The organism is Stenotrophomonas sp. 278, assembly GCF_003935715.1.
In the GTDB taxonomy this organism is placed as follows: Bacteria; Pseudomonadota; Gammaproteobacteria; order Xanthomonadales; family Xanthomonadaceae; genus Stenotrophomonas; species Stenotrophomonas maltophilia_AH.
Genome location: NZ_RHPP01000007.1, coordinates 1 through 26,456 on the forward strand (window position 1 = coordinate 1; position 26,456 = coordinate 26,456).

Below are 26,456 nucleotides of genomic sequence, written 5' to 3' on the forward strand. Positions count from 1 at the left end.
GCCGTTGGCCGGCCCACGGACCGCCTGGGCCGGCCAAGGGCCGGCGCTACCGGGGTTCCGTATCCGACAAACTGCATCGCAACATGCATGCCCCCGCGCACGGTGCTACGATCGGATTTCCTTGAATCGATCTAAATCACGCCATGGCTAAAGCGGGGGCGGTACGGTGGGTGGGGCTGGCGGTAGCGGCAATGCTGGCAGGAACGGCAGGCGCGGCTCCGACCACGGTAGGGGAACGTGCCTATGCGGCAGTTGACCCCTTCATCGGCACGGGCGGGGAAGGGCATACCTACCCCGGTGCGACGGTGCCGTTCGGCATGGTGCAGCTCAGTCCGGACACCCGCATCCAGCCGCGCGAGAAGGCCTATGACTGGGCGGCCGGCTACCGTTACGACGACAGCAGCATTGTCGGTTTCTCGCATACGCACTTCTCCGGCAGCGGCCATTCCGACCTCGGCGACGTGCTGGTCATGCCGTACACCGGCACCCCGGGCCTGGAACGCGGTGATCCAGACAAGCCGCGCAGCGGCTATGCCTCGCGCTTCCACCATGACCGCGAAGTGGCCGAGCCCGGCTACTACGCCGTCACCCTTGACGACTACAAGGTGCGCGCCGAGCTGACCGCCAGCCCGCGCACCGGCGTGCATCGCTATACCTACCCGAAGGGCGAGGACGCCAAGGTACTGCTCGACCTGCGCACCAGCCTGTACGACTACCCGGGCAAGATCCTGTGGTCGCGCGTGCGCATCCGCGAGGACGGCACCGTCACCGGTTTCCGGGAGACCCGCGGCTGGGCCCCGGGCCGTCAGCTGTATTTCGCGATGCGCTTCTCGCGTCCGCTGAAGGGCCACGAACTGCACAACACCGAAACCGACATTGCCTACAAGGGCTTCCCGCCGCCGGGCCACAACAACCCGGCACAGCGGCCGCAGATCGAGGGCCGCCAGCTGGTGGGCACCTTCGACTTCGGCAAGCTGGATGCGCCGCTGGTGGTGAGCGTGGCGATCTCGTCGGTCAGCGAGGCCGGGGCCATCGCCAATCTGGATGCGGAAGCCAAAGACCAGAACTTCGATCGCGTGCGCGCGCAGGCCCGCGCTCAGTGGCAGCAGGCGCTGTCGGTGCTGGATGCGCAGGGTCCGGAACACGACCGCCGCAGCCTGTACACCGCGCTGTATCACAGCCTGCTTGGCCCGACGCTGTTCATGGACGCCGACGGCCAGTACCGCGGGTCGGACAACGCCGTTCACCGCGCCGAGGGCTACACGAATTACTCCACGTTCTCGCTGTGGGACACCTACCGCGCCCTGCATCCGCTGCTGACCCTGGTGCAGCCGGAACAGCGCAGCAGTGATTTCATCAACTCGCTGCTGGCGCACCAGCAGCACAGCGCCTACGGCATGTTGCCGGTGTGGTCGTTCCACGGCCAGGAAACCTGGTGCATGATCGGCTACCACGCGGTGCCGGTGATTGCCGATGCCTACGTGAAGGGCATCCGCGGTTTCGACGCCAGCAAGGCGCTGGACGCCATGGTCGCCACCGCCAACTACGGGCCGTACGACGGCATCGCGCAGTACCGCGAGCTGGGCTGGGTGCCGATCGACGAAGAAGGCGAGGCGGCGAGCAAGACCCTGGAATACGCCTACGACGACTGGACCATCGCGCGCATGGCGCAGGCAATGGGGCGCACCGATGTGGCTGCCACCTTCGACAAGCGTGCGGGCAACTGGCGCAATGCGTTCGATCCGGAAACCGGCTTCATGCGCGCGCGCAAGCGTGACGGCAGCTTCCGCACGCCGTTCGACCCCAGTGCCAGCGGCTACGGCACCGACTACACCGAAGGCAACGCCTGGCAGTATTCCTGGTACGTGCCGCACGACGTGGCTGGGCTGACCGCCTCACACGGCGGTGCGGACAAGCTGCTGGCGCGCCTGGATGAAGTGTTCGAGGCCAAGGTCGACCCGTCGATCTTCGAGCACATGGAAGACATCACCGGCCTGATCGGCTGGTATGCGCACGGCAACGAGCCCAGCCACCACGTGGCTTACCTGTATGCCTACAGCGGCCAGCCGTGGCGGACCCAGGCGCGCCTGAAGCAGATCATGGATTCGCAGTACGCCGACCGTCCGGATGGCCTGGCCGGCAATGACGACCTGGGGCAGATGTCGGCGTGGTACGTGTTCACCGCGCTGGGCTTCTATCCGGTGGCACCGGGCAGTGCCGAATACATCATCGGTCGCCCGTTCCTGCCCAAGGCCTCGCTCAACCTGCCCAACGGCAAGACCTTCACGGTGACCGCCGACGGCGTGGGCACGGGGCATGACTATGTGGGTTCGGTGACGCTCAACGGCAAGCCGCTGAACCGCACCTTCCTGCGCCATTCGGAAATCCTGGCCGGCGGCGAGCTGCACTTCACCCTGCAGGCCGAACCGAACAAGGCATGGCCTGGGCAGAACGCCGAGCAACCATATTCAATGTCGAAGTGATGCGTTCGCCTACCGCATCGCGGTCTTCGGCAACAGCGCCGTTGCCAGCCCCAGCAACGGCAGGAACGAGGTGAAGTGATACACCCACACGATGCCATGGGCGTCGGCCAGCTGCCCCAGCCCGGCCGCGCCCATGCCGCCAATGCCGAACATCAGGCCGAACATCAGGCCTGACACCAGCCCCACGCGCCCGGGTACCGCCTCCTGCGCGTACACCACGAGCGCGGCAAAGGCCGACGACATCACCAGCCCGATCGCCACCGCCAGCACGGCGGTCCAGAACAGATTGGCGTAGGGCAGGGCGAGCGCGAAGGGGGCCACGCCGAGGAACGAGATCCAGATCACCGCCTTGCGCCCGATCCGGTCGCCCACCGGACCCCCCATGAAGGTGCCCAGCGCCACCGAGGCCAGGAAAATGAAAAGGTAGATCTGGCTCTGCTGCACGCTCAGCTGGAAGCGTTCGATCAGATAGAACGTGAAGTAGTTGGTGATCGAGGCGATGTACACGAACTTGGCGAACATCAGCACGGCGATCACGCCGATGGCCTGGATCACCTTGTTGGGGCTCAGGCCTACGCCCTGCGAGCGCGACAGGCTGTTGAGAGTGGCGGTGCGATGGTGAGCCGACCAGCGCCCCAGCCGGAACAGCACCGCAATTCCCACCGAGGCAATCAGCAGGAACCAGCCGATGGCGCGCTGCCCGTGCGGAATGACCACGGCGGCCGCGAGCAGCGGGCCAATCGCCGAACCGGTGTTGCCACCGACCTGGAAGGTGGACTGCGCGGTGCCGAAGCGTCCCCCCGAGGCCATGCGCGCCACGCGTGAGGCTTCGGGATGGAAGGTGGCCGAGCCGATGCCGATCACCGCCGCCGACACCAGCAGCATTTCGTAACTGCCCGCCAGCGCCATCATCGCGATGCCGACGAACGTGGCGATCATGCCGGCCGGCAGCAGATAGGGCAGCGGATGCTTGTCGGTGTACATGCCGATCCACGGCTGCAGCAGCGACGCGGTGATCTGGTAGACCAGCCCGAGCAGGCCGATCTGGCCGAAGCTCAACGCGAATTCGGCTTTGAACAGCGGATACACCGCCGGCAGCACCGCCTGGATCATGTCGTTGAGCAGGTGCGCGATGGCGGCGGCACCGACGATGCGGATGGCAAAGCCGGATGGCGCGGGGGCTGCGGGCTCAGGCAGGGGGGCGGAGGCGCGAGGCGGGGTTTCGGTGGACATGACAGCACTTCGTGGTAACCCGCACATGGTGCCACGCTACACACGCCAAGGCTTTGCACAATCAAACCTAAGGTCAATCCCACCGTCACGCCGGCTCTGGCAGGATGAACGGGCTCCCCCCGCTGCTTCCAGCGCTTTGTCCACTGCAGGAGACCTTCATGGCAACAACTGTCGTCGTGACCCGCCCCTGGGTCATCCATCCGCTGCATGCGGCCTTCCTCGGCGGGGTGTTCCCGTTCTATCTGGCCACGCTGCTGGCTGACTACGCTTACTGGAGCACCTATCAGATCCAATGGGCGAACTTTGCCGCCTGGCTGCTGGTGGGTGCGATGGTCCTGACCACGCTGGCGCTGCTGAGCGGGATCGTGGGCCTGGTGCGCGGCAGCCGCCGCTTCGCCTATGTCATCGTGCTCGCCATCACCTGGGTGCTGGGCTTCGTCAACTCGCTGCACCACGCACGTGACGCCTGGGCGGTGATGCCGGGTGGGCTGGTGATGTCGGTCATTCTGACCTTGCTGGCGCTGGTCGCCACGGTGCTCGGCCTGTGCTGCCTGCGCAATGCGGGAGGTGTGCGATGAGCCGCTCCTTCAGGATCATCAGCCTGTCCGCCCTGAGCGTGGCCCTGGCCGCGTGCAGTGGCCAGAAGGCCCCGGACATGGCCCAGTACGGCAATGCGCCGGAGCTGCCGAAGCCGCACCGCGGCGTGATGCCGGACATGACCATCGCCCAGCCCACGGCCTGGGGCGACCAGGTGCCGACCGTGCCGAAGGGCTACTCGGTTCGCGCCATCGCCACCGATCTGGCCATTCCGCGCCAGACCCTGGTGCTGCCCAACGGCGACATCCTGGTCGCTGAGGGGCGTGGCGGCAGCGCCAAGCCGCTCAAGCCCAAGGATGTGATTGCCAGCAAGATCAAGGCCAAGGGCAATACCCAGGTCAAGAGCGGCAACCGCTTGACGCTGCTGCGTGACGCCGATGGTGATGGTGTTTACGAACTCAAGACCGTGTTTGCCGACAAACTCAACGCACCCTATGGGCTGGCCATGATCGGCAACGCGATCTACGTGGCCAACCAGGACGCCCTGGTCCGCTTTGACTATACCGAGGGCGACACCAAGGCCAGCGCCGCACCGGTCAAGGTCACCGAGCTGCCGTCGGCGATCAATCACCACTGGACCAAGTCGCTGGCAGCCAGCGCGGATGGCCGTCATCTTTACGTAGGCATTGGCTCCAACAGCAATGTCAGCGAACGCGGCATGGACGTGGAAGTCGACCGCGCCGTGGTCTGGGAGATCGACGCGCAGACCGGCGCGCACCGCACCTATGCCAGCGGCATCCGCAATCCAACCGCGCTGGCCGTGCAGCCTGGAACCGGTACGCTGTACGCAGTGGTCAACGAACGCGATGAGATCGGCCCGAACCTGGTGCCCGACTACCTCACCTCGGTGAAGGACGGTGGTTTCTACGGCTGGCCGTACAGCTACTGGGGCAAGCATGTGGATACCCGGGTGATGCCGCAGAAGCCGGAGCTGGTGGCGACCGCGCTCACGCCGGACTACGCGCTGGGTTCGCATGTGGCCGCACTTGGCGTGGCGTTCTCCTCGCCGGTGATGGGCAGCGCGTTTGCCGACGGTGTGTTTGTTGGCGAACACGGCAGCTGGAACCGCAACCCGCCGGTGGGCTACAAGGTGGTGTTCGTGCCCTTCAGCAACGGCAGGCCCGCGGGTGAACCCATCGACTTCGCCACCGGTTTCCGCGGCGAGGATGGCAAGACCCGCGGTCGTCCGGTCGGCGTGACGGTTGACCCCAAGGGCGCGTTGATCGTGGCTGATGACCTGGCCAACACGGTGTGGCGGATCACGCCGGATGTGCCAGCGCAGGCCGCTCCGGTGGCCGAAACGCCGGCACCTGCCGGGGGCTGATAGCCCCCGGAATTGCTTGAAACCACGGAAATGCGTAGAGCCGGGCTTGCCCGGCTGTCCGTCAGGTCACGCGAAAGCTTCAGCCGGGCAAGCCCGGCTCTACGGGACCTTGCCGCGACAGGCGGCCAGCGAGCGCTTCTGTGTACCCTCGCTGGTGAAGTTGTCGCCCGCCAGCCACGCGGTGAATGCCTCGTCGAGCTTGGGCCACTCGGTGTCGATCACCGAATACCACGCGGTATCCCGGTTGCGCCCCTTGTACACCAGCGCCTGACGGAAAATGCCTTCAAAATGGAAGCCCAGCCGTTCTGCCGCCTTGCGTGATCCGGTATTGAGGCTGTCGCACTTCCATTCGTAACGGCGATAACCCAGCACATCGAACACGTAATGCATCAGCAGGAACTGTGCTTCCGTCGCTGCCGGCGTGCGCTGCAGCAGCGGCGAGAACATCACGTGGCCGACTTCGATGACGCCATTGACTGGATCCTGGCGCATCAGCGCCAGTGTGCCGGTGGCCTGACCGCTGCGTTGGTCAATGACGGCGTAGTGGCGTGGGTCCTCGCTGCGGGCCGCCGCAGACAGGTACTGATGAAAAGCCGCGTCGGAATCGAAAGGACCGCTTGCCATGTAGGTCCAGTCGCGCGGTTCCACAGCCAGCGCATACGCCTTGGCCAACGCGGGACCGTGCACCGCCGGATCCAGCGGCTCGAGCCGGCAGAACCGACCCTTGAGGGTGATTGCATTCGGGCGCTGGCGCGCGCGCCAGCCGGGCAGTGGCATGCCGATTGGCTGGCCATAGGGGTTGGTCCACGCGGGAGACATCGCAGCCTCGGCAGAAAGGACGATGGGGACGGTCGCCTTTCTATCATGCCGATGGGAGGTCAGGTAGAGCCGGGCTTGCCCGGCTGCGCTACAGGTTCACGGGAAGGCTTCAGCCGGGCAAGCCCGGCTCTACGCGATTGCTTCGTCCGTGTGCAGGTGCCGGGCATGGCCCGGCACTACGGGGGGCTGCGCCATGTGTTCCAGCAGCAAGGGCGAGGGCAGCCTGCAATCGGGATGCATGCAGCACAGCCCGTACACCGCGCCAGCCAGCCCGATCATCAGGCCCGGGGTAAATGCGGCCCGGGTCAGGCCGCCCACCAGACCGTGGTGCTCCTCGATCGAGGAAATGACCTCGATCGCGCCGCTGTCCTCAGGGTAGGGGCAGCCGTCCGGATCCAGTTCGGCCGCACGCACCAGCAACTCACGGATCGACAGGTCGCCATGGCACAAGGTATGGCTGAACCCCCAGCGGCCGCTGGCATCGGCCACAGCCCGGCGCATCATGCGCAGGTGATCTGGATGGCCGGTGCGCGCATACAGGTCCGCCGCCGCCAGGCCCATGCCGACGCTGCCGTGGCACCACGTGGGGAAAATCTTCTGGCCATCGCGCAGGTGCAGGTCGCGCCAGCGCCCGGTCTCCGGTTCGAACAACGCATCCTGGAACTTGAATGCACCGCTGGCGAGCTTCTGCCAGGCCACGCGGTCGTCAGCGCTGCCTGCTTCGGTCAACGCCAGACGTGCGAGCACCCAGCCGATGCCCATCGCGCCGTGCGCGAAGCCACCGATGGGTTCGTCGAACTGCGGCGTTGGCCAACGTGCGCCGCGCTCGTCGACCACTGCGGCTGCCTGCAGGGTGCGCGCCGCTCGGGCAGCGACGTCCAGCCACCGGCGCTCTCCGGTCACCTCGGTCAACTGGATGAGCGGAAGGATGGAACCGGCCAGCCCGTCCAGCAGTTCGTACTTGGGCACGTCCGCGAAATCGGCGGCGGCCAGCGCGTGGCCAGCGTCACGCGCGGCGTTCAGCAACACGTCGCGTTGCAGCAGCCGGTGCAGGGTCAGCAGGGTCCAGATGCGTGCGCCTGCACCGACCAGTCCACCGCCGATGACCGGCTGGTCGTGCGCGCACATGCTGAGGTAGATGCGGACCGCGCCCTCCACTGCATCATCGAGGCCGTCAACCGGCAGCGCGCGTCCAGCGGCCACCTCGCGTTGATAGGCGGCAAGTGCGAAGGCAATGCCGCCAAGACCGAAATAGGCGTCGGTCTGAACCGGTTGAACCGTCCAGCCGGTCTGGGTGATTTCCGGAGTGATCCAGGTGATGGTTCCATCGTCGCCGTGCACGCACAGCTTGATCAGATTGTTGACGGCATCGCGGCAATGGCTGCGACGGCGCTGCTCGAGGTCATCCGCGCGTGGGTTTCTGGCGGCGTACGTGTAGCCGTCGCGCGCTTCCGCACGTGCCAAGGCGTGCTGGTTGAGGTCGGTGGCGACCAGCGTGCTGCGGATGGTCAGTTCTTCCAGGTCGATGCGCATGCCGCGCCAGTTGTCGACGACCCGGTCGATACGCTCAGCGGACAGCGCCTCGGCGAACAGCGGAATGTCACCCACGCGAAGTGCGTTGATCTCCGCCAGCACCTCATCCGGTTCGGCCGACGCTGCCGGCGACACCGCCGCATTGCGTATCAGCAGGTCCATGGCACGGGCGATGGCTGCCGGTTCGTTGTGCAGTGAAGCGGGGTGCCACAGCATCCGGCCGATTTCGGCATAGGCCATGGTCGGGCGTTGCACTTCGCGGACCTGGCAGCCCTGGAAGGGTTCCAGCATCCGTGCGAGTGCGCCGCTGTGGTCCAGCGCGCGCAACCGGCTGCTGGCCTGCATGAATCCTTCGCTGATCTCGTCCCAGAAGCGTGATACGTCGGGTCGCTCGCAGGGATGATTCTGGGCGACCGCAAAATCGGCCTCGACCATCCCCAGTCGGGCCGGATACTCGCCGCCCTCGACGATGATCGGCACCTTGACCTTCGGTTGTTCGCCCGGCAGCGCGCCGGCGGCGGACAGGTCCACGCCTTCCATGCCCAGTCCGTTGGTGCGGAAGGGAACAATGCCGGTGCGCAGCACGGAGTTGTGCATCAGCGCCACTGCCATGTCGTAGGCATTGCCGTAGCCACTTGGCGTGGTGGCCAGCGGCGGCGAGAACACACTTTCGGCATCTACGATGACCGGCGTAGGACCGCACGCGATCAGGTTCTCGAGATGAATGTCGGTGCCGCCAATCAGCCGCAGAATCGCCAGCCAATGCCCCAGGCCCCGGTAGTAGGTGGCCAGCTGGGTGTCGTCGCTGCAGAAGCGGTGCATCGCGAAACCCGCCCAGCCGTGGTCGCCGCAGTCGACGACCCTGGGCACGCGGACCCGTTCCGGCTGATCAGGAAACACCACGCCCAGAAAACGATCGAGTACTGCATCAATGCGCAGCGACCTCGGCTTGTACATCACCGTGCCGCCTTCGAAGCTGACCTTGGCCACGGTACGACCACCTCCGTGCAGATCGCCCTTTCCCAGCGACAGCCCGGTGAGCAGTCCGGCAGGTTGACCGAGTAGTGCCTCCAGCTGCGCGCGGTCCTCGCCGATATGCGTGGCCAGTTCGACAATGGCCGTTGCGTGCGCCTGCTGCATGGCATCGAAGCGCGGCATCAGTGCGGGGTAACGCTGCCGCAGATGGTCGGCGAACGCGGTACTGGTGGCGAGGGCCACAAACTGCTGCAACTGATCGGCCGGGTCGGTGCTGGACACCTGGCCAGCGCGCACCGCGGCGTGTAGTTCCAGCAACAGCAGCCGGTTGAGCTTGAGCTGCGCGTTCTCCAGCAGCGCGGTGTGCGCCTGGGCCTGGAGAAGGTCGATTTCGCCGGGCGAGAGCGCCGGTCCCAGAATCTGCAGGCGCGCTGCGCAGCCGGTGGAAACGGGCGCAACATAATGGCGCACGATGCGGGAGAAGCTGTTCATTGCGGAAGCAGTCATGGCGTTCCCTGCAGTCGATTCGGTATCCGCGTTCCGGGCCGCTGGCCCGATGAAGGTGCAGAGGCGCGCAGCAGTTGCGGCTGCGCGCCGGCGCAGCTCACATCAACAACAGTGGCAGGTACCAATCTGAGACAGGGTGGTGGTGCAGTGGCCCGTGCCGCCGGTGGCCATGACCGGAGCGGCCGAGGTCAGTGCGGCTTCAGTGGCCTGCTGGCCGTAGATGAAAAGGGAACCGGCCGGATTGTCGCAGCCATCTACGCTGTCGGCACCGTTGAGCCAGCCTGAAACGACGTCGTCATTCAGTTGCATTCCGCTTTCTCCTTGTGATGTGCGATGAGGATGTTCGAGAGTGAACACCCCTTCGTGTACGGCCATTCCCTGGCATCAAGAACACAACTGCGATACCGAACAACGAGGGTCTGGCCGCGCAGCTACGGTGGACCCAATTTTGGCGGGAGTCAAACTGGGAAGTGATTCACAGAATTGGGCGCGCGGCGGAATCGCCGACGCGACGGAAACTCGCGGCGGAACTGTGGGCGCGACGGAAGACGTAGAGCCGGGCTTGCCCGGCTGCCTTTGGCGCGACAGCGAAGAGCAGCCGGGCAAGCCCGGCTCTACTCGCGTTCCAGGTCGATGTCGACGTCGCGCACGGTATTGCTGACCAGGTCGATGCCAAAGTCACCGGTGCCGTGGCGGGATTTCACCAGCACGTCCTCGCCATCATCGGTCTCCACGTGATAGCCCTTGCCCAGCCGCGCGCCTATCGCATCGCGTACCGCCTGGGCGATGTGATTCTCGGACATGCCATCCCTGACCGGCACCTCCACCAGGACCGGATCAGCCCCCGACGGCCACACCCGGAACATGAGCGTGCCGTCCGATTTTGCCCGCTCATCGAACTCGATGCGCCACTTGTTGGAGCCATGGGGGCGCAGTGCCGGATCGGCCGCATCGGTGGCGGCCTGCGCACTCTGCTGCGCGCGCGCAAAGGGGACCGCCACTAATGCCAACAGCACCAGCATCAGGGCAGCCGTGGCGCGATGGATGACGGTTTTCATGGGGCGTTCCTGCGCGGGGACGAGTCCCCACGCTGACAGTAGTAAGGCGATTGCGCATCGGAACTTCTGCTGGACGTGCATTGGGTAGTTCTACTGAACAGGTGCTGGAGAAACGATAAACGCGTCGCACGGGGCCGGATGAAAGAACCCCGCCGGGGTCGTAGAGCCGGGCTTGCCCGGCTGCGGCATCGGATCGCGGGGAATGCTTCAGCCGGGCAGAGCCCGGCTCTACAAGGGCGGCACAATGCTGATATACGTAACCGCACTGACGTGTCACTGACAGTCGGTGCTTTGGCGCATGGAACCTGCCGGGCAAATACTTCCGTTCCACGGTCATGCCCCACCGGGCGCTGCACGGTTATCGGCAGTCGACTGTCGTGCGACTCTACCGGCGCATCCCCGATGGACTATCGGCCCAGCAAGGAGGCAACTGCCCTTCGCAGCAGCCAGATCACGCCCCAAACGATCAGGCCGTTCAACACCATCGCCAGCACGATCAAGCCGATGAACGCCGCCGGGGTTTCCACGCCCAGTGCCATGAAGAACAGCGACCATGGCATCGCCAGCATCAGCGCCACCACCGCGGCCAGGCCGTCGGCGGGGACGCCGAACAGGCCTTTGGTGCCGATCAGGAGTACGGCCAGAGCGGCGATGCAGGCGAGGGCGTAGAGGCTGACGATGACCTGGGCGACGCGCTTACCTGGAAGCATGTGTTTCATTCCGTGCTGTGGATGCGCGGAGTGTACACAGTCCGCGATGACACGCATGGCGTGTCACTACAGGCGCGGTCCCGTAGTGACGCGCCATGCGCGTCAATCGCGTGATCCCAGAGTCAATCCGCTGCAAATGCGGCGGCAGCCAGCTTCTCCAGATCCAGATACTGCGCCTTCTCCACGGTGACGCCTACGGCCAGAATCTCACCGCCCTTGAACTCACCGGGCGTCTTGTACTCTGCACTCACCGCATCACCACTGTCGCGACCGATACACAACCCATCGCCCGACAGCGTGAACTTGCCGAGCTGGGTCTTCATGTCGCCTTCGGCTTCCACCTTGTCGTTGACATACAACTTGGTCTTGCCCAGCGATTCGCCGTGCTCACCCTGGCCGGTACGTTCAAATTCCATGCCCAGCGTCCAGGTCCCCGGTTTCAGCTCGGTGGTGGAGACAAACGCCTGCTCAGGCTTGATGCCCAGGAAGTTGTACACGTAGTACAGCTTGCGATTCTTGATGAACAGGCTGTGCCCACCAAACCGCGACCCATGCGCGAAGATCACGCCCGAGGCATCGGCGTCTTTGATCTCCACCTCGGCGATGATCTTGTACGAACGACCACGCACGTTCACCGCCACGCCTTCCGGCACCGGCGAGGTGCCCGGGTAGTAGATGTAGCGTTCGCGCGGGGCCTCGGTGCTGGGGCGTTCGGTACCCAGCACCTCCGCCGCGGTTCGGTCGTCCAGCGGCAGCACGTTGTTGGCCTCGGCCTCGGCAAACCAGGCGTCGATCAGCGCTTTCAGCTTTTCCGGGTTTTCCTTGGCCAGGTCTTTGGACTCGGAGCGGTCCTCGTCCACGTTGTAGAGCTCCCAGCGGTCCTGGTCGAAGTGGCCTTTGCTGGTCAACGGCGCGTGCACGGCCGCGGCCTTCCAGCCGTTCTCCCAGATGCCACGTGTACCCAGCATCGCGTAGTACTGGCGCTTCTTCTGGGTGGGGCCATCCTTCTCGAAGCTGTACTTCATCGACACACCTGAAAGTGGATGTTGCTTCACGCCGCGATTGGTTTCAGGCATCGGAATGCCAATCGATTCCAGGATGGTCGGCACGATGTCCACCGCGTGGTGGTACTGATTGCGCACCTCGCCCTTGGCTTTGATGCCCTTTGGCCAGTGGATCACCATCGGGCAGCAGGTGCCGCCGGCGTATTCGGAATAGCGCTTGAACATCTTGTACGGGGCCGAGAACGCGGCCGCCCAGCCGGTGGGGTAGTGGTTGTAGGTTTCCGGACCACCCAGCACGTCGATGTACTTCAGGTTCTCTTCCAGAGAGTCCGGGTAATTGTTGAAGAACTTGTTCTCGTTCACCGAACCGGTCGGGCTGCCTTCGCCGGAAGCGCCGTTATCGGAGCAGTAGAAGATGATGGTGTTGTCGAGCTGCCCGCTCTTTTCCAGATAGTCGACGATGCGGCCGACCTGGGCGTCGGTGTACTCGGAGAAGCCGGCGTAGACTTCGGCCATGCGCGCGAACAGCCGCTTCTCATCCGCGCTCAGCCCGTCCCAGGGTTTTACATAGTCGGCGGCGTTGGCCTGGTCTTCGGGCATCGGATTGAAGTCCGGTACCTCAGTGCCGGCGGGCAACATGCCTTTCTCGATCATGCGCGGCACCACCCACTTGCGGTAGGCATCGTAGCCCTCGTCGAACCTGCCCTTGTACTTGTCAATGTATTCCTTGGGCGCGTGGTGCGGGGCGTGATTCGCACCGGGGCAGAACCACAGGAACCAGGGCTTGTTGGGGTTGGAGGCTTTCTGGTCGCGAATCATCTGCAACGCCTGATCGGTCAGGTCGCGCGAGAGGTGGTAGCCGTCTTCGGGCCCGTAGGGCTGGTCGATGAATACGTTGTCCTGGGTGAGGTCCGGGTACCACTGGTTGGTTTCACCGCCGAGGAAGCCGTAGTAGCGGTCGAAGCCTTTCTGCAGCGGCCATTCAGACTTCGGACCACCTGCGCAGATGTCCTGCTCGGGCACGTTATGGTCCTTGCCGATCCAGAACGTGCTGTAGCCGTTATCCTGCAGTACCTGGCCCACCGACATGCATTCCTCGGGGACGCGTCCGCTCCAGCCGGGGAATCCGTTGGCAGCTTCGGTGATGGCGGACATGCCATTGAGGTGATGGTTGCGGCCGGTAAGGAAGCAGGAGCGGGTGGGGGAGCACAGCGCGGTGGTGTGCCATTGGGTGTAGGTCAGCCCGTTGTCCGCCAGCTTCTGCAGGGTGGGCATGTTGATTGCACCGCCATACGGTTCCCACGCGGCCTGACCGGTGTCGTCGTACAGCACGATCAGGATGTTGGGCGCGTCCTTGGGCGCAGTAGGCGGCAGGAAGGGTGCCCAGTCCGCTTTGGAATCGCGGATGTCGAGCTTGATCACGCCTTTGAACGGGGGCTTGGCCATGGCCGGGCTTTCCTTCGTGGGGAAGGAGGGCAGTGGAGCATTCCGGGGAGGGCGCGACCTCTGTAAAGCTACTTAGGCGGCTTCAGTAGATGGTGTAAATCGAATCTGCCGGGCTTACGTCTTCGTTCCGGGTTCATGCCCCACCGGTCGATGCAACGCTGTCGGCAGTCGACTGTCGTGCGACTCTACCCCGGCACGACCGCACGACCGCACGCACCCCGCACGTTCCTGCGTGCGCCCCGCCGTAATGCCATCAGCGCATCAGCTGATGTAACGCCCGCATGAGCTGTCACGAATACATCTCAGGTCTTTCACGACCGGTTGATTCACCCCCGGTATAGATTGCAGCTGTGACCTCGCCACGCTCCGTGGCAACGGTCCCCTGACGTGACCATTCCGCAGCCGCGATGCCGGCTGCGGCGGCGATCTGTTCCCCCCATTCGTGACGTGCCCCCATGAACGCTGTCGCCGAGTATTTGCCCGCTTCCTCACCGCTTTCTGCGTTGCATCTGCCCCGTTCATCTTCACCGCTGCCGCGCGATCTGCGTGGACGGTTCCTGCCTCGACGCCGTGCAACGGCGGGGCAGCGTGTGCTGTTTGTGGTGTCGGAGATGGCGGACTTCGTCAAGGCCGGTGGCCTGGGTGACGTGGCCGCTTCGCTGCCGCGCGCCTTGCGCGGGTCGTGCGATGTGCGTGTACTGATACCAGGCTATCCGGCCGTGCTGCAGCGGCTGCAGCGCCTGGAACGGATTGGCGTCACCGCGCCGCGTGGCGCGCTGCCTGCCTGCGTACTGGCACGTGCAGAGCAGCGGGACGGGCTGCCCGTCTACGTGCTGCTGAACAGGGAACTGTTCGAACGGGGGGGCAGTCCCTACGTGGACGAGCACGGCCGTGAATGGGCAGACAATGCTGTGCGCTTCGCCACGCTGTCGCATGCTGCAGCGCAGATCGCCGCCGGCCGCGTGGATCCGGAGTGGGCACCGCAGCTGCTGCACCTGAACGACTGGCCGAGCGCGCTGGCAGCCGCCTTTGTGCGCTGGGATGGCCTTCCCGTGCCGACCCTGCTGACCATTCACAACCTGGCCTATCAGGGGCTCTATCCCCTCGACCTTGCGCCCGCGCTCGGCATTCCGGCGCAGTGCCTGGACGAGGTGCGATTCCACGGCCAGCTTTCCTTCCTGCAGGCAGGCATTGTCACCGCCACCCGGCTGAATACGGTCAGCGTGCGGTATGCGCGCCAGATCACCTCACCCGACGACGGCTGCGGGCTGCACGAGCTGCTGGCACGCCGGGCGGCGCGCGGTCATCTCAGCGGCATCGTCAATGGCATTGACGCCAGCTGGGATCCGCGCAGTGACCAGCATCTGCGTGCCCACTTCAGCGTGGAGCGTTGTGAAGGCCGCCAGGCCAACGCAGAGAGCGTCCGCGCCCAGTTTGGTCTGCGTCCGGGCAATGGTCCGCTGTTTGCGGTGGTATCGCGGCTGGTTCACCAGAAAGGCCTGGACCTGACCTGCGAGATCGCGCCTCAGATCGTAGCGGCCGGCGGCCAACTGGTGGTGATCGGCGGCGGTGAGCCACAGGTGGAACAGCAGGTGCGCGAGCTGGCGAGCCGCCATCCGGGGCAGGTGGGTGCGTTCATCGGGTTTGAGGAAGGCCTGGCAAGGCAGATGTTCGCCGGCGCTGATTTCCTGCTCATGCCGTCGCGCTTCGAGCCTTGCGGGCTGAGCCAGATGTACGCGCAGCGGTTTGGCTGCCTGCCGGTGGCCCACGCCACCGGCGGTCTGGTCGACACCGTGGATGACGGCGTCACCGGGTTCCTGTTCAACGCCCCCACTGCCGACAGCATGCGCAATGGCGTGGCGCGCGCACTGCGCACCTACCGGTTGCCGGCGTTGCTGCAGGCCATGCGGCGTGCCGCGATGATGCGCCCCAGTGGTTGGGACGTGGCCGGCAAGCAGTATGTCGATCTGTACCGCCAGGCGCAGCAGCAGACACAGCCAGCAACGACGTCGGTGGCGGTGGCGGCATGATGGCAGGGCAGGGCGAGGCGGCAACGGTACTGGCAGTGGCGGCAGAAACAGAACGTGATGAGCAGCTGCTGGACGAGGGCCTGCTGCGGCAGTTGCACCAGGGCAGTGCCGATGCCATGCGCGCACTGGGTGCGGTGCCGCTGCAGCACGGCGGCCTCGACGGGGTCCGCTTCGCAGTCTGGGCTCCGAACGCTCGGCACGTGGCCGTGGTGGGCGATTTCAACGGCTGGAACGGCGAACGCCACCCCATGCGCAAACGTGAGGTGGCCGGCGTCTGGGAATGCTTCGTTCCTCACGTCAGTGCGGGTGAGCGTTACAAGTTCCGGATCACCGGCGCGGATGGCCATCAGCTGCCTGACAAGGCGGATCCCATGGCGCGCTGGGCCGAGCGGGCGCCGGCGACCGCCTCGCGGGTGCCGGATGCCACGCCTTTCCAGTGGAACGACGCGGCGTGGATGGCGCAACGCGCGCAGTGGCGGCAGGCACCCCTGTCCATTTACGAAGTCCATGCCGCCTCCTGGCAGCGCGATGCCCAGGGCGACGTACTGGACTGGCAGGCGTTGGGCGACCGCCTCATCCCACACGTGCAGTCGCTGGGATTCACCCACATCGAGCTGCTCCCGGTCAGCGAGCATCCGTTCGGCGGCAGCTGGGGCTATCAGCCGCTGGGACTGTACGCCCCCACCTCGCGCCACGGCACGCCCGCCGATTTCGCGCGTTTTGTGGATCGCTGCCATCAAGCCGGCATCGGGGTGATCGTGGACTGGGTGGGTGCCCATTTTCCGGACGACGGCCACGGCCTGCAGCGCTTTGATGGCACCGCGCTGTATGAGCATGCCGACCCGCGCGAGGGCTTCCACGCCGATTGGCACACGCTGATCTACAACTACGGCCGCCATGAGGTCGGGGCCTACCTGCTGGGCAGCGTGCTGGAATGGGTGGAGCGCTTCCATCTGGATGGCGTGCGGGTGGACGCGGTGGCGTCCATGCTCTATCGCGACTACAGCCGGCGCGAGGGAGAGTGGATTCCGAACGAGCACGGGGGGCGCGAGAACCTGCAGGCGGTGGCGTTCCTGCGGCACATGAATGGCACCCTGCGCGCGCGGCACCCGGATGTGATGCTGATCGCCGAGGAGTCGACCGCGTGGCCGGGCGTCACGGCTGCGCCGGAACACGGCGGGCTGGGCTTCACCCACAAATGGAACATGGGCTGGATGCACGACACGCTGGGTTACATGCAGCGCGATCCGGCGCATCGCCGCTGGCACCATGGCGAGATGACGTTCGGGCTGGTGTATGCCTTTTCCGAACGCTACGTGCTGCCGCTTTCGCACGATGAGGTGGTGCACGGCAAGGGCTCGCTGCTGCAGCGCATGCCGGGCGATGACTGGCAGCGCTTCGCGCAGCTGCGCGCCTATTATGCGTTCATGTGGGCACACCCGGGCAGCAAACTGCTGTTCATGGGGGGCGAATTCGGCCAGGCCGGGGAATGGCGGCATGACCACGCGCTGGACTGGGAGCAGGCCGGACAACCGTTGAACCAGGGGCTCGTGCGACTGGTCAGCGATCTCAATGGCGCGCTGCGCCACCAGCCCGCGTGTCACAGTGACGAGCAGAACGAACAGAGCTTCCAGTGGTCCATCGGCGATGATGCCGCCAACAGCGTGTTTGCCTTCATCCGCCGCGATCCGTCGGGGGCCGCTGCACCGGTGCTGGTGGTCTGCAATCTGACCCCGGTGGTGCGCCATGGCTATCGCATCGGCGTGCCACAGGCGGGAACCTGGCAGGAACTGCTGAACACCGACAGCGGTTGGTATGGCGGTGGCAATGTCGGCAATGGCGGCGCAGTGCCCACCGAGCCGGTACCGCTGCATGGGCAGGCGCAGTCGCTGGTGCTGACCCTGCCGCCACTTGCCACGCTGTATCTGCAGGTCACGGCATGAACGGGCAGGCAGCGCGGCTGGGGGCATGGCCCCTGGCCGATGGGCGCACCCGTTTCCGGTTGTGGGCACCGGCGGCAGCGTCGGCGTCGCTGGTGCTGTGTGGCGAGGACCAGCCCATGCGCGCGGAGGGCGAAGGCCTCTTCGTGGTCGAGGCTGAGGCCCCCGCAGGGACGCCGTACCGGTTTCGTATCGATGACGGGGCACAGGTGCCGGATCCTGCGTCACGCTGGCAGCCCCATGGCGTGGAAGGAGCGAGCGCGGTCCTGCCCGAAGACAACCACGCATGGCTGACGCCCGACTGGCAGGGCAGGCCCTGGAACGAGCTGGTCATCTACGAAGTCCATGTCGGCTGCAGCGGCGGCTTCGATGGCCTGCGTGCGCAGCTGCCCGCACTCGCCGCGATGGGGATCACCGCACTTGAGTTGATGCCGGTGGCGCAGTTTCCGGGGCGCCGCAACTGGGGCTATGACGGCGTTTTCCCCTATGCGCCAGCCGAGGCCTACGGTCGGCCAGAAGCGCTCAAAGCACTGGTCGACGCTGCGCATGGGCAGGGCATGGCGGTATTGCTGGATGTGGTTTACAACCACTTCGGGCCCATGGGCAATCTGCTGGAGCAGTATGCGCCCGCGTTCTTCGACCGTAGCCGCAGCACGCCATGGGGAGGTGCCATCGACTTCGGCCAGCCCGAGGTGCGTCGGTTCTTCATCGACAACGCGTTGATGTGGCTGCACGAGTACCGCTTCGACGGACTGCGGCTGGACGCCGTGCATGCGATTGATTCCGACGCCTTCCTGCAACAGTTGACCGACGAAGTGCACGCCAGCGTGAGCGGTGGACGGCAGGTGCATCTGGTGCTGGAGAACGAGCGCAACCAGGCGCGCTGGCTGCGCGGCGGCTACCAGGCCCAGTGGAATGATGATTATCACAACGCGTTGCATGTTCTGCTGACCGGCGAGCATGAGGGGTACTACGCTGACTATGCCGGCCCGGGCCTGGCGGCGTCGTTGCTGGCGCGTTGCCTGGCCGAAGGATTCGCCTGGCAGGGGCAGCCCACACCGCGTGGCGTGGCCAGGGGCGAGCCCAGTGCGGACCTGCCACCGGCGCGATTCGTGGCGTTCGCGCAGAACCATGATCAGGTGGGCAACCGCGCGTTCGGCGACCGGCTCAGCTCACTGGTGGCTCCCCCGCGTGCACGGCTGGCAACGGCATTGACCGTGCTGATCCCCATGGTGCCGCTCTTGTTCATGGGCGAGCCGTGGCAGGCGCGGACGCCTTTCCTGTTCTTCACCGACTTCCCGCCGCCGCTGGACGACGCCGTGCGCGAGGGCCGGCGGCGCGAGTTCGCCGCGTTTTCCGCGTTCGGCGACGCCGCCGCCCGGGCGCGGATTCCCGACCCGAATGATCCGCAGACCTTTGCCGCGTCGGCGGTGGGCCTGCCGGACGCGAACGACCCCCACGCCCGGGTCACCCTGGACTGGTTCCGTGGCTTGGTGGCGCTGCGCCGCCGCTACCTGCAGCAGGATCTGGAGGCGGCGCAGCCGCTGGGCGCGAGGGTTCTGGCCGATCGCGCGGTGCAGGCCGGCTGGTGCCTGCCGCAAGGGGAATGGTGGGTGGCCTTCAACGTGGGCGATACCCCGGTGCCGCACGCATTGCCTGCAGGAGACTGCGTGCTGGCCGAGGGTCACAGTGATGTGCGCCAGCTCGGGCCAGACAGCTTGCGCGTGCACTGGGTGGTGCGATGAAAGCGACGGCGTCGTTGAAGCAGCAGGCCCAGCGTGCCGGTGTGATGGCCGACTGGGTGGACGTCACGGGTTCGCCGCAGACGGTCGACCCGGGCGTGCTCGCCGAGATCGTGTCGCGCCTGCCGGAGGCCGCCCCGGTGGTTCCGCCGCTGCTCACCGGCGTGGTGGAACGACCGGTCCATATCGCGGGCAGCCGCGACGCTGACGCCGTCTGGGTGGATGACCAGGGGCATGCCTGCGTGGCAACGCCACAGGGTGCCGGCAGCTGGCGCGCGCCTTCGTCGCCGGGTTACTGGCGGTGGGAGCAGGGAGGCCTGCAGCAGGCGGTGGCCGTCGCTCCGCTGCGCGCGTGGTATCCGGCGCAGAACGGGCACGCGCGTGACTGGGGTCTGGCCGCGCAGGTGTACAGCCTGCGACACGCCGGCGACGGCGGCATTGGTGACAGCGCCGGTGCGCTGGACTGGGTGCGGCGTCTGGGCGCGCAGGGCGGCAGTGCACTGGCCTTGAGTCCCATCCATGCCGCCATGCCCATACGATCCGGGCACAGCCCGTACTCGCCTTCGGACCGGCTGGCGTTGGAAGCACTACATGCTGCACCGTTGCAGGTGCTGCCCGAGGCGGCCGCGGCAGTGCGCGGCGCGGACCCGTCGCTGGATGAGGCGCTGGCCGCGCATGAGCGTGCCGAGCGGATCGACTGGCCCGCCGCCGCAGCTGCCAAGCAGGCCTGGATCGACCGGTTGCCAGACTGGCTGCAGCATCACGACCCGGTAAGCTGGCGACAGATCTGCGCGGATATCGTCGCCGATGATCCGTCGCCCGAGGAGCGCCAAGCGGCGTTCGGACGCTGGCTGGCCCGAACCGGCTGGCAGCGCGTGCAGCAGCAGGCGCGTACCGCGCAGTTGCGTATCGGACTGATTGCCGACCTGGCCGTGGGATTTGACCCGGAGGGGGCCGAAGCGCGCCGCAACACCAACGCGGTGCTGCAGGGGCTTGAACTGGGCGCGCCGCCGGATGCCTTCAATCCGCTGGGGCAGAGCTGGGGCATTACCGGTTATGCGCCGCAGGCGCTGGTCGCGCAGGGCTATGCGCCCTTCATTGCCTTGCTGCGCGCGGTGATGGCAGACCGTGGCGGCATCCGCATCGACCACATTCTGGGATTGAACCGGTTGTGGGTGGTGCCGCGCGGGGCCGGTGCGGCGCAGGGTGCGTACCTGCGCTATCCGTTCCAGGACCTGATCAATCTGCTGGTCCTGGAATCGTGGCGGCATGGCTGCATCGTCATCGGCGAAGACCTGGGCGTGGTGCCGCCCGGCATCCGCGACACGCTCGCCGGTCGCGGTATTCTCGGCATCGACGTGCTTGCGTTTAGTCGGGACACGCAGGGCTTCTGGCCGCCGTCACGCTGGCGCAGCACGGCCGTGGCGATGTCCTCCACGCATGACCTGCCGCCCGTGGCAGGCTGGCTGGCCGGACGCGACCTGGACTGGCATGCACAGCTGGGTTGGTCCGATGCCACGGCCGCGCATGCGCTGCGCGACGAACGTGCGCGGCAGGCGGCCGAGCTGCATGCTCTGGCGCGCACCGAGGGCATCGGCTCGGACGATCCGCACAGCGACGCGCTGGCGCTGACCGCGCTGGCTTCGGCACCGCTCGCGCTGCTGCCGCTGGAAGACGCGTTGGGGCTCAGCGAGCAACCGAATCTTCCCGGCACCGTGCACGAACACCCCAACTGGCAGCAGCGCCTGCCAACGGTTGACGATCCGGGACTGGAGCCGCGCCTGAAGCGATTCGCCCGGTTGCGTGGAGGAGAGACCGCATGACGCCCCTGCGCGCGACCCTGCGCCTGCAGCTGCACGCCGGCTTCCCCTTTGCGGCGGCCCAGGCGCAACTGGACTATGCCGCTGGACTGGGCATCAGCCACCTGTATCTGTCGCCCATCGCGCAGGCGGTGCCCGGGTCCACGCATGGTTACGACGGCATCGATCCCGGTCGGGTCAGTGAGGAGCTGGGAGGCGAAGCCGGTTTCGTCGCGCTGGCCCAGGCGGCGCGGGCACGGGGACTGGGCATCATTCTGGACTGGGTGCCGAACCATCTGGCGGCCGACACGCGCAACCCCTGGTGGAACCATGTGCTTACCCATGGTCGCCGTAGTGGCTTTGCCGACTGGTTCGACATCGAATGGGACGCCCCCGGTTGCGAAGGACGGTTGTGGCTGCCGGTGCTGGACCGTCCGCTGGCCAAAGCGGTGGAGGAGGGCGCGCTGCGGGTGATCCGTCACCATGATGCGGTGCTGCTGGAACACCACGGCCAGCACTGGCCGGTGTGCCCGCTCGGACTGCCCGACGCGGCCGACCTCCCCGGATGGATCGAGCGCTGCAATCGCACCCCGGCGCATCTGCACCGTCTGCTGGAACACCAGGCATATCGACTGGCGTGGTGGCGCAGCGGACAGGACCGGATCAACTACCGGCGCTTCTTCGACATCAATGGTCTGGTTGCGCTGAAGGTGGAACGTGCGGATGTGTTCAGCGCGGTGCACGGGCTGCCGTTGCGGCTGGCCCGCGAAGGCTGGATTGACGGCTTGCGGATCGACCACGTCGATGGTCTCGCCAATCCGACCGCTTACCTGCAGCAACTGCGCGCCGCCTTGGACGAGGCGGGGGCCGGGCGTGGCCTGGGGCCGGGAACGCTGACGCTGCATGTGGAGAAGATCCTGGCGGATGGAGAATCGCTCCCGGCGTCGTGGTCCTGCGACGGCACCACCGGTTATGACTTCATGGACCAGGTGAGTGCCGTATTGCATGACGCGTCGGGTCGCGACGCGCTGGAGGCCGCCTGGAACAGCGCCAGTGGTCACGGTCCTGATGCACATGCGAGTGAGCGTCAGGCCCGTGACCTGATCCTGGGCACTTCCCTGCAGGCTGACCTCGACCGTTGCCTGCGCAGCCTGCAACACGGCCAGACCCAGACGCTTCAGGACGGCGACCTTGCGCCGCGCATGCTTGAGCGCGCGGTGCGTGCCGTGCTGCGGCACTTTCCCGTCTACCGCACGTATGGCCTGCACGATGCGCAGGACCGGGGGGTGCTGGAGCAGGCGTGCACTGCGGCCGCCTCTGATCTTGATGGCGGTGGCCAGGCCGCGCTCGGCTGGCTGCGGCAGCGGCTGCTGTCGGCGGCGCACGGTGACGCCGAGCCCGAGCCGGTGGTGCGCCTGGAGCAGCTGTCTGCGCCGCTCAATGCCAAGGCCGTGGAAGACACCACGTTCTATCGCTACGGTCGGCTGATCTCGCGCAACGAGGTCGGCAGCGACCCGGCGCGGCTGGCGTTGTCGGCGAACGATTTCCTGGACCTGGCAGACGCGCGCCGAGCGCGCTTTCCACGCGCACTGCTGGCGGTCGCCACCCACGATCACAAACGGGGGCCGGATGCGCGCATGCGCCTGGCCGTGCTCTCCGCCTGGCCACAGGCATGGCGGGTCGCGCTGGCGCAGTGGCAGGCGCGGTGCCTGCACGCTGGCCACGCCGTGCCGCTGCCCGATGCGCAAGCCTACCTGCTGTGGCAGACGCTGCTGGCGAGCTGGCCGCTGGATATCGAGGTCGAAGGCGAGACGTTTGCCACGCGCGTCCAGCAATGGCTGCGCAAGGCGCTGCGCGAAGCAAAGCAGATCAGCAGCTGGAGCGATCCTGACACGGTGAGGGAAGACGCGGCCTGCGCCTGGGTGCACTGGCTGTGCTGCGACGTACAGGCGCGGCCGCTGCGGGTACAGATGCGCGAGTTCCTGACCCCGGTGGCGGCAGCTGGCGCGCGCTTGTCCCTGGCCCAGCTGGCGTTGCAGCTGACCTGTCCGGGAGTTCCGGACATCTATCAGGGCAGTGAAGGCTGGGATACCAGCCTGGTCGACCCCGACAACCGCCGCCCGGTGGATTACGCGGTCCGCCGCACCTCGCTGGATGATCCGCGGCCGTGGCATGGCCTGCTCAACGACTGGCGTGGGGGTGCACCGAAAGCACGGTTGCTGCGGGAGCTGCTGCAGCTGCGCAGGATGCGGCCTGGGCTGTTCGCGCACGGCACGCTGCATCCGGTCGCGGTGGATCCCCATGCGGACGTGCTGTTGTTTGCACGACGTTGGGAGCGACAGTTCCTGCTGGTCGGCGTGCGCACGCGGCCCGGAAGTCCGCAAGCGTCCTGTGAAAGTCTGGTGGCCCCTGCAGCTGGCGACGAACACGCGCTGCTGCAGGCCTTGCCCCCGGGAAGGTACCGGAACGTGCTGGATGACCGCGCGTGGTCCTGCACGGGCGAGGAAATTTCGATTGCGGACCTGTTCAACGGGTCGCCTGTTGCCGTATGGATTGATGACGTGGAGCGTGATGATGGACGATGAAGAGCGCCGCCAGCGCACGGAGCAGCTGGCGCACCAGATATGGGAGGCCGAAGGCCGGCCGGAGGGACATTCGGAGCGGCATTGGCACATGGCCGAGCGGCTGGTCGCCGCCGAACTGGCGGTGCGTCAGCTGCAGAAGGACGAGGAGGGGAAGCATGGCGCGTCGTGAACCGGTGCAGAGCTCGCGGGTGCGCGAGGGCCGTCCGTATCCACTGGGTGCGACCTGGGACGGACTGGGCGTGAACTTCGCCCTGTACTCGCGGCACGCGACCAAGGTGGAGCTGTGCCTGTTCGACGCCCGCGGGCGCGAACAGGAGCGCATTCCCCTGCCGGAGTACACCGATGAAATCTGGCACGGTTACCTGCCAGACGCGCGTCCTGGGCAGCGCTACGGCTACCGCGTGCATGGGCCGTATGCACCCGATGCAGGGCACCGCTTCAATCCGAACAAGCTGTTGCTGGACCCCTATGCCAAGCAGATCGTGGGTGAGCTTAAATGGGCACCGCATCTGTTCGGTTACACCGTGGGGCATCGCGACGCCGACCTGAGTTTTGACAAGCGAGACAGTGCCAGCTACATGCCCAAGTGTGCGGTGATCGACCCGGCCTTCAGCTGGGGCAACGAGCGCGCTCCTGCGACACCGTGGGAGCGCACCGTGATCTATGAAGGGCATGTGCGTGGGCTGACCATGCAGCATCCTCAGATACCCGAGGCCGACCGGGGCACGTTCTCGGCCCTGCGCAACGACGCGCTGGTGGACCATCTCAAGTACCTGGGGGTGACCGCCATCGAGCTGCTGCCGGTGCATGCCTTCGTCGACGACCAGCACCTTCTGGAGAAGGGGCTGCGCAATTACTGGGGATACAACTCGATCGGTTTCTTCGCGCCGCATCCACGTTATCTGTCGCTGGGCACCGTGGCGGAGTTCAAGCAGATGGTGGCGCGGCTGCACCATGCCGGGCTGGAGGTGATTCTGGACGTGGTCTACAACCACACGGCCGAAGGCAACGAGCTCGGACCGACGTTGTCGTTCAAGGGTATCGACAACGCCAGCTATTACCGGCTGGCCGATGACCGACGCTACTACATCAACGATACCGGCACCGGCAATACGTTCGACCTCACCAATGCCGGCGCGCTGCGCATGGTGATGGATTCGCTGCGCTACTGGGTCACCGAGATGCGCGTGGACGGATTCCGCTTCGACCTGGCGACCATTCTCGGGCGCGAACGGCATGGTTTTGATGCATCCGGCAGCTTCCTCGATGCGGTCCGCCAGGACCCGATTCTGGGACAGGTCAAGCTGATTGCCGAGCCCTGGGATATCGGACCGGGCGGCTACCAGCTGGGCAACTTCGCGCCAGGTTGGGCGGAGTGGAACGACAAGTTCCGTGACACCGTGCGCGGCCTCTGGCGCGGCGATGCGGGTCAACTTGCCGACTTCGCCACGCGGTTCAATGGCTCGTCCGATCTGTTTGACCGCCAGGGGCGGCGGCCTTCGTCCAGTGTCAATTTCATCACCGCCCACGATGGCTTCACCCTGCATGACCTGGTGAGCTACGAGCACAAGCACAACGAGGCCAATGGCGAAGACAACCGCGACGGCCACGAGCACAACCTGTCCAGCAATCACGGCGTGGAGGGGGACACCCAGGAGCCGGGCATTCTTGCCCTGCGCGCGCAGCAGATGCGCAACCTGCTGGCGACGCTGCTGCTGTCGCAGGGCACGCCGATGCTGCTGGCCGGGGACGAGTTCGGGCATAGCCAGCAGGGCAACAACAACGCCTACTGCCAGGACAACGCACTGAGCTGGATCGACTGGGACAAGGCCGCCCAGCCGGCCGCGCAGGCGCAGGCCGCGTTCGTGCGCCGGGTTCTTTCGCTGCGCCGTCGCTATGCACTGCTGCGGCGTAACCGCTTCCTGCGCGGTGAGGTTGACCCGGTACTGGGCGTGAGCGACGTCCGCTGGTGCCGACCCGACGGTCAACCGATGCAGGAGGCCGACTGGCATGACGCCGAGCGCCGGGCACTGGGCATCGGGCTGGACGGGCGCAGCCCGGACAGCGGGCTGCGCGAGCCGGGTCGCCATGTCAGCCTGGCTCTGCTGCTGAATGCCGGAGCGGAGCCGGTGAGGTTTGCAATCGGTGACGACACCCTGAGCTTCCGGAAGGTGCTGCTGCAGACGCCGGAAGCCCCGCTGGAAAGTGACGAGCAGGGTGGGTGGGTGTTGCCAGCGCACAGTCTGTGTCTGCTGGCGGCGTGACGTGGGCAGCGGGGGATTGGGTCGACGCCTCCGTTCCGCGTTCATGCCCCACCGGTCGTTGAACCGTTATCGGCAGTCGACTGACGTGCGACTCTACCGATGCACGCCGTACGTTCCCACGTTCGGATTGTGGCTTTGGTAGAGGCGGTCGCAAGACGCCTGCCGATAACGGTGATCGATGCTTTAACGCATGGACTCCACCGGGCCAACGCCTCCGTTCCACGTTCATGCCCCACAGGGCGTTGAACCGATATCGGCGGTCGACTGTCGTGCGACCCGCGCCACCGTAACCCTGGCGTACCCCATCGATGAACGCGTCGCCACGCGCCGGGGCGTCGAATTGCCGATGCACGCCGTCCGTTCCCACATTCGGATTGTGGCTTTGGTAGAGGCGGTCGCAAGACGCC

The 26,456-nt window shown here is 66.2% G+C and carries 16 protein-coding genes and 1 pseudogene; 10 read left to right on the forward strand and 7 right to left on the reverse strand.

The features are described 5' to 3' along the window. Positions 1-191 precede the first annotated feature (191 nt). Positions 192-2,483, forward strand: a complete 2,292-nt coding sequence (locus EGJ34_RS02285) for a GH92 family glycosyl hydrolase (RefSeq protein ID WP_260476875.1) — start codon at positions 192-194, stop codon at positions 2,481-2,483. A 9-nt stretch (positions 2,484-2,492) separates the two neighbouring features. On the opposite strand, the gene EGJ34_RS02290 is transcribed toward EGJ34_RS02285, so the two are convergent. Next, positions 2,493-3,716 carry an MFS transporter gene (locus tag EGJ34_RS02290; protein ID WP_125358660.1) on the reverse strand — a complete coding sequence of 408 codons (1,224 nt, stop codon included), beginning with the start codon at positions 3,714-3,716 and terminating at the stop codon, positions 2,493-2,495. A gap of 158 nt (positions 3,717-3,874) precedes the next feature. On the opposite strand from EGJ34_RS02290, the gene EGJ34_RS02295 reads away from it, so the two are divergent. Further along, positions 3,875-4,294, forward strand: a complete 420-nt coding sequence (locus EGJ34_RS02295) for a hypothetical protein (protein WP_125358664.1) — start codon at positions 3,875-3,877, stop codon at positions 4,292-4,294. Then, complete coding sequence (locus EGJ34_RS02300; RefSeq protein ID WP_125358667.1) at positions 4,291-5,637, forward strand: sorbosone dehydrogenase family protein; 1,347 nt, start codon at positions 4,291-4,293, stop codon at positions 5,635-5,637. The genes EGJ34_RS02295 and EGJ34_RS02300 overlap by 4 nt, the downstream gene beginning before the upstream one ends. Before the next feature lie 99 nt (positions 5,638-5,736). On the opposite strand, the gene EGJ34_RS02305 is transcribed toward EGJ34_RS02300, so the two are convergent. The 6 genes from EGJ34_RS02305 to EGJ34_RS02330 all read right to left on the reverse strand — a co-directional run bounded on the left by EGJ34_RS02305 (position 5,737) and on the right by EGJ34_RS02330 (position 13,689). Beyond that, the gene (locus EGJ34_RS02305) at positions 5,737-6,456 is read right to left on the reverse strand and encodes a GNAT family protein (protein ID WP_125358670.1); all 720 of its coding nucleotides are present in this window, start codon (positions 6,454-6,456) and stop codon (positions 5,737-5,739) included. Between the two features lie 129 nt (positions 6,457-6,585). Next, entirely contained in the window at positions 6,586-9,471 is a 2,886-nt protein-coding gene (locus tag EGJ34_RS02310) for a type 2 lanthipeptide synthetase LanM family protein (protein WP_125358673.1), read from the reverse strand. A gap of 102 nt (positions 9,472-9,573) precedes the next feature. Next, on the reverse strand, positions 9,574-9,780 hold the full coding sequence (locus EGJ34_RS02315; RefSeq protein WP_125358676.1) for a DUF6229 family protein: 207 nt from the start codon (positions 9,778-9,780) through the stop codon (positions 9,574-9,576). A 305-nt stretch (positions 9,781-10,085) separates the two neighbouring features. Further along, positions 10,086-10,529: a hypothetical protein gene (locus EGJ34_RS02320; RefSeq protein ID WP_125358679.1), complete on the reverse strand. Its 444-nt coding sequence runs from the start codon at positions 10,527-10,529 to the stop codon at positions 10,086-10,088. Positions 10,530-10,936: 407 nt separating this feature from the next. Beyond that, positions 10,937-11,239 (reverse strand): hypothetical protein, encoded by a 303-nt coding sequence (locus EGJ34_RS02325; protein WP_125358682.1) that lies wholly within the window; start codon positions 11,237-11,239, stop codon positions 10,937-10,939. 122 nt (positions 11,240-11,361) lie between these two features. Continuing rightward, entirely contained in the window at positions 11,362-13,689 is a 2,328-nt protein-coding gene (locus EGJ34_RS02330) for an arylsulfatase (protein WP_125358685.1), read from the reverse strand. Positions 13,690-14,144: 455 nt separating this feature from the next. On the opposite strand from EGJ34_RS02330, the gene glgA reads away from it, so the two are divergent. The 7 genes and pseudogenes from glgA (at position 14,145) to glgX (ending at position 26,049) form a co-directional block, all read left to right on the forward strand. Then, a complete protein-coding gene (gene glgA / locus EGJ34_RS02335) occupies positions 14,145-15,719 on the forward strand; it encodes a glycogen synthase GlgA (protein ID WP_125358688.1) in 1,575 nt (524 codons plus the stop codon). A gap of 68 nt (positions 15,720-15,787) precedes the next feature. After that, a pseudogene (gene glgB / locus EGJ34_RS02340) lies at positions 15,788-17,662 on the forward strand (1,4-alpha-glucan branching protein GlgB); the annotation flags it as partial. After that, positions 17,659-19,404: a malto-oligosyltrehalose trehalohydrolase gene (treZ, locus tag EGJ34_RS02345; RefSeq protein ID WP_125358694.1), complete on the forward strand. Its 1,746-nt coding sequence runs from the start codon at positions 17,659-17,661 to the stop codon at positions 19,402-19,404. The pseudogene glgB and the gene treZ, both read left to right, overlap by 4 nt. After that, positions 19,401-21,224 (forward strand): 4-alpha-glucanotransferase, encoded by a 1,824-nt coding sequence (locus EGJ34_RS02350; protein WP_125358697.1) that lies wholly within the window; start codon positions 19,401-19,403, stop codon positions 21,222-21,224. Before treZ ends, EGJ34_RS02350 begins: the two co-directional genes overlap by 4 nt. Further along, positions 21,221-23,785 (forward strand): malto-oligosyltrehalose synthase, encoded by a 2,565-nt coding sequence (treY, locus tag EGJ34_RS02355; RefSeq protein WP_125358700.1) that lies wholly within the window; start codon positions 21,221-21,223, stop codon positions 23,783-23,785. Before EGJ34_RS02350 ends, treY begins: the two co-directional genes overlap by 4 nt. Beyond that, complete coding sequence (locus EGJ34_RS02360) at positions 23,775-23,954, forward strand: DUF2934 domain-containing protein (protein WP_125358703.1); 180 nt, start codon at positions 23,775-23,777, stop codon at positions 23,952-23,954. The genes treY and EGJ34_RS02360 overlap by 11 nt, the downstream gene beginning before the upstream one ends. After that, complete coding sequence (gene glgX, locus EGJ34_RS02365) at positions 23,941-26,049, forward strand: glycogen debranching protein GlgX (RefSeq protein ID WP_125358706.1); 2,109 nt, start codon at positions 23,941-23,943, stop codon at positions 26,047-26,049. Before EGJ34_RS02360 ends, glgX begins: the two co-directional genes overlap by 14 nt. Positions 26,050-26,456 lie beyond the last annotated feature (407 nt).

Coding starts and splice junctions, on each gene's coding strand:
- glgA (WP_125358688.1), top strand. CDS start 14,145: ATGAACGCTGTCGCCGAGTATTTGCCCGCTTCCTCACCGCTTTCTGCG.
- EGJ34_RS02285 (WP_260476875.1), top strand. CDS start 192: ATGCTGGCAGGAACGGCAGGCGCGGCTCCGACCACGGTAGGGGAACGT.
- glgX (WP_125358706.1), top strand. CDS start 23,941: ATGGCGCGTCGTGAACCGGTGCAGAGCTCGCGGGTGCGCGAGGGCCGT.
- EGJ34_RS02310 (WP_125358673.1), bottom strand. CDS start 9,471: ATGACTGCTTCCGCAATGAACAGCTTCTCCCGCATCGTGCGCCATTAT.
- treZ (WP_125358694.1), top strand. CDS start 17,659: ATGAACGGGCAGGCAGCGCGGCTGGGGGCATGGCCCCTGGCCGATGGG.
- EGJ34_RS02305 (WP_125358670.1), bottom strand. CDS start 6,456: ATGTCTCCCGCGTGGACCAACCCCTATGGCCAGCCAATCGGCATGCCA.
- EGJ34_RS02330 (WP_125358685.1), bottom strand. CDS start 13,689: ATGGCCAAGCCCCCGTTCAAAGGCGTGATCAAGCTCGACATCCGCGAT.
- EGJ34_RS02350 (WP_125358697.1), top strand. CDS start 19,401: ATGAAAGCGACGGCGTCGTTGAAGCAGCAGGCCCAGCGTGCCGGTGTG.
- treY (WP_125358700.1), top strand. CDS start 21,221: ATGACGCCCCTGCGCGCGACCCTGCGCCTGCAGCTGCACGCCGGCTTC.
- EGJ34_RS02315 (WP_125358676.1), bottom strand. CDS start 9,780: ATGCAACTGAATGACGACGTCGTTTCAGGCTGGCTCAACGGTGCCGAC.
- EGJ34_RS02360 (WP_125358703.1), top strand. CDS start 23,775: ATGGACGATGAAGAGCGCCGCCAGCGCACGGAGCAGCTGGCGCACCAG.
- EGJ34_RS02325 (WP_125358682.1), bottom strand. CDS start 11,239: ATGCTTCCAGGTAAGCGCGTCGCCCAGGTCATCGTCAGCCTCTACGCC.
- EGJ34_RS02290 (WP_125358660.1), bottom strand. CDS start 3,716: ATGTCCACCGAAACCCCGCCTCGCGCCTCCGCCCCCCTGCCTGAGCCC.
- EGJ34_RS02295 (WP_125358664.1), top strand. CDS start 3,875: ATGGCAACAACTGTCGTCGTGACCCGCCCCTGGGTCATCCATCCGCTG.
- EGJ34_RS02300 (WP_125358667.1), top strand. CDS start 4,291: ATGAGCCGCTCCTTCAGGATCATCAGCCTGTCCGCCCTGAGCGTGGCC.
- EGJ34_RS02320 (WP_125358679.1), bottom strand. CDS start 10,529: ATGAAAACCGTCATCCATCGCGCCACGGCTGCCCTGATGCTGGTGCTG.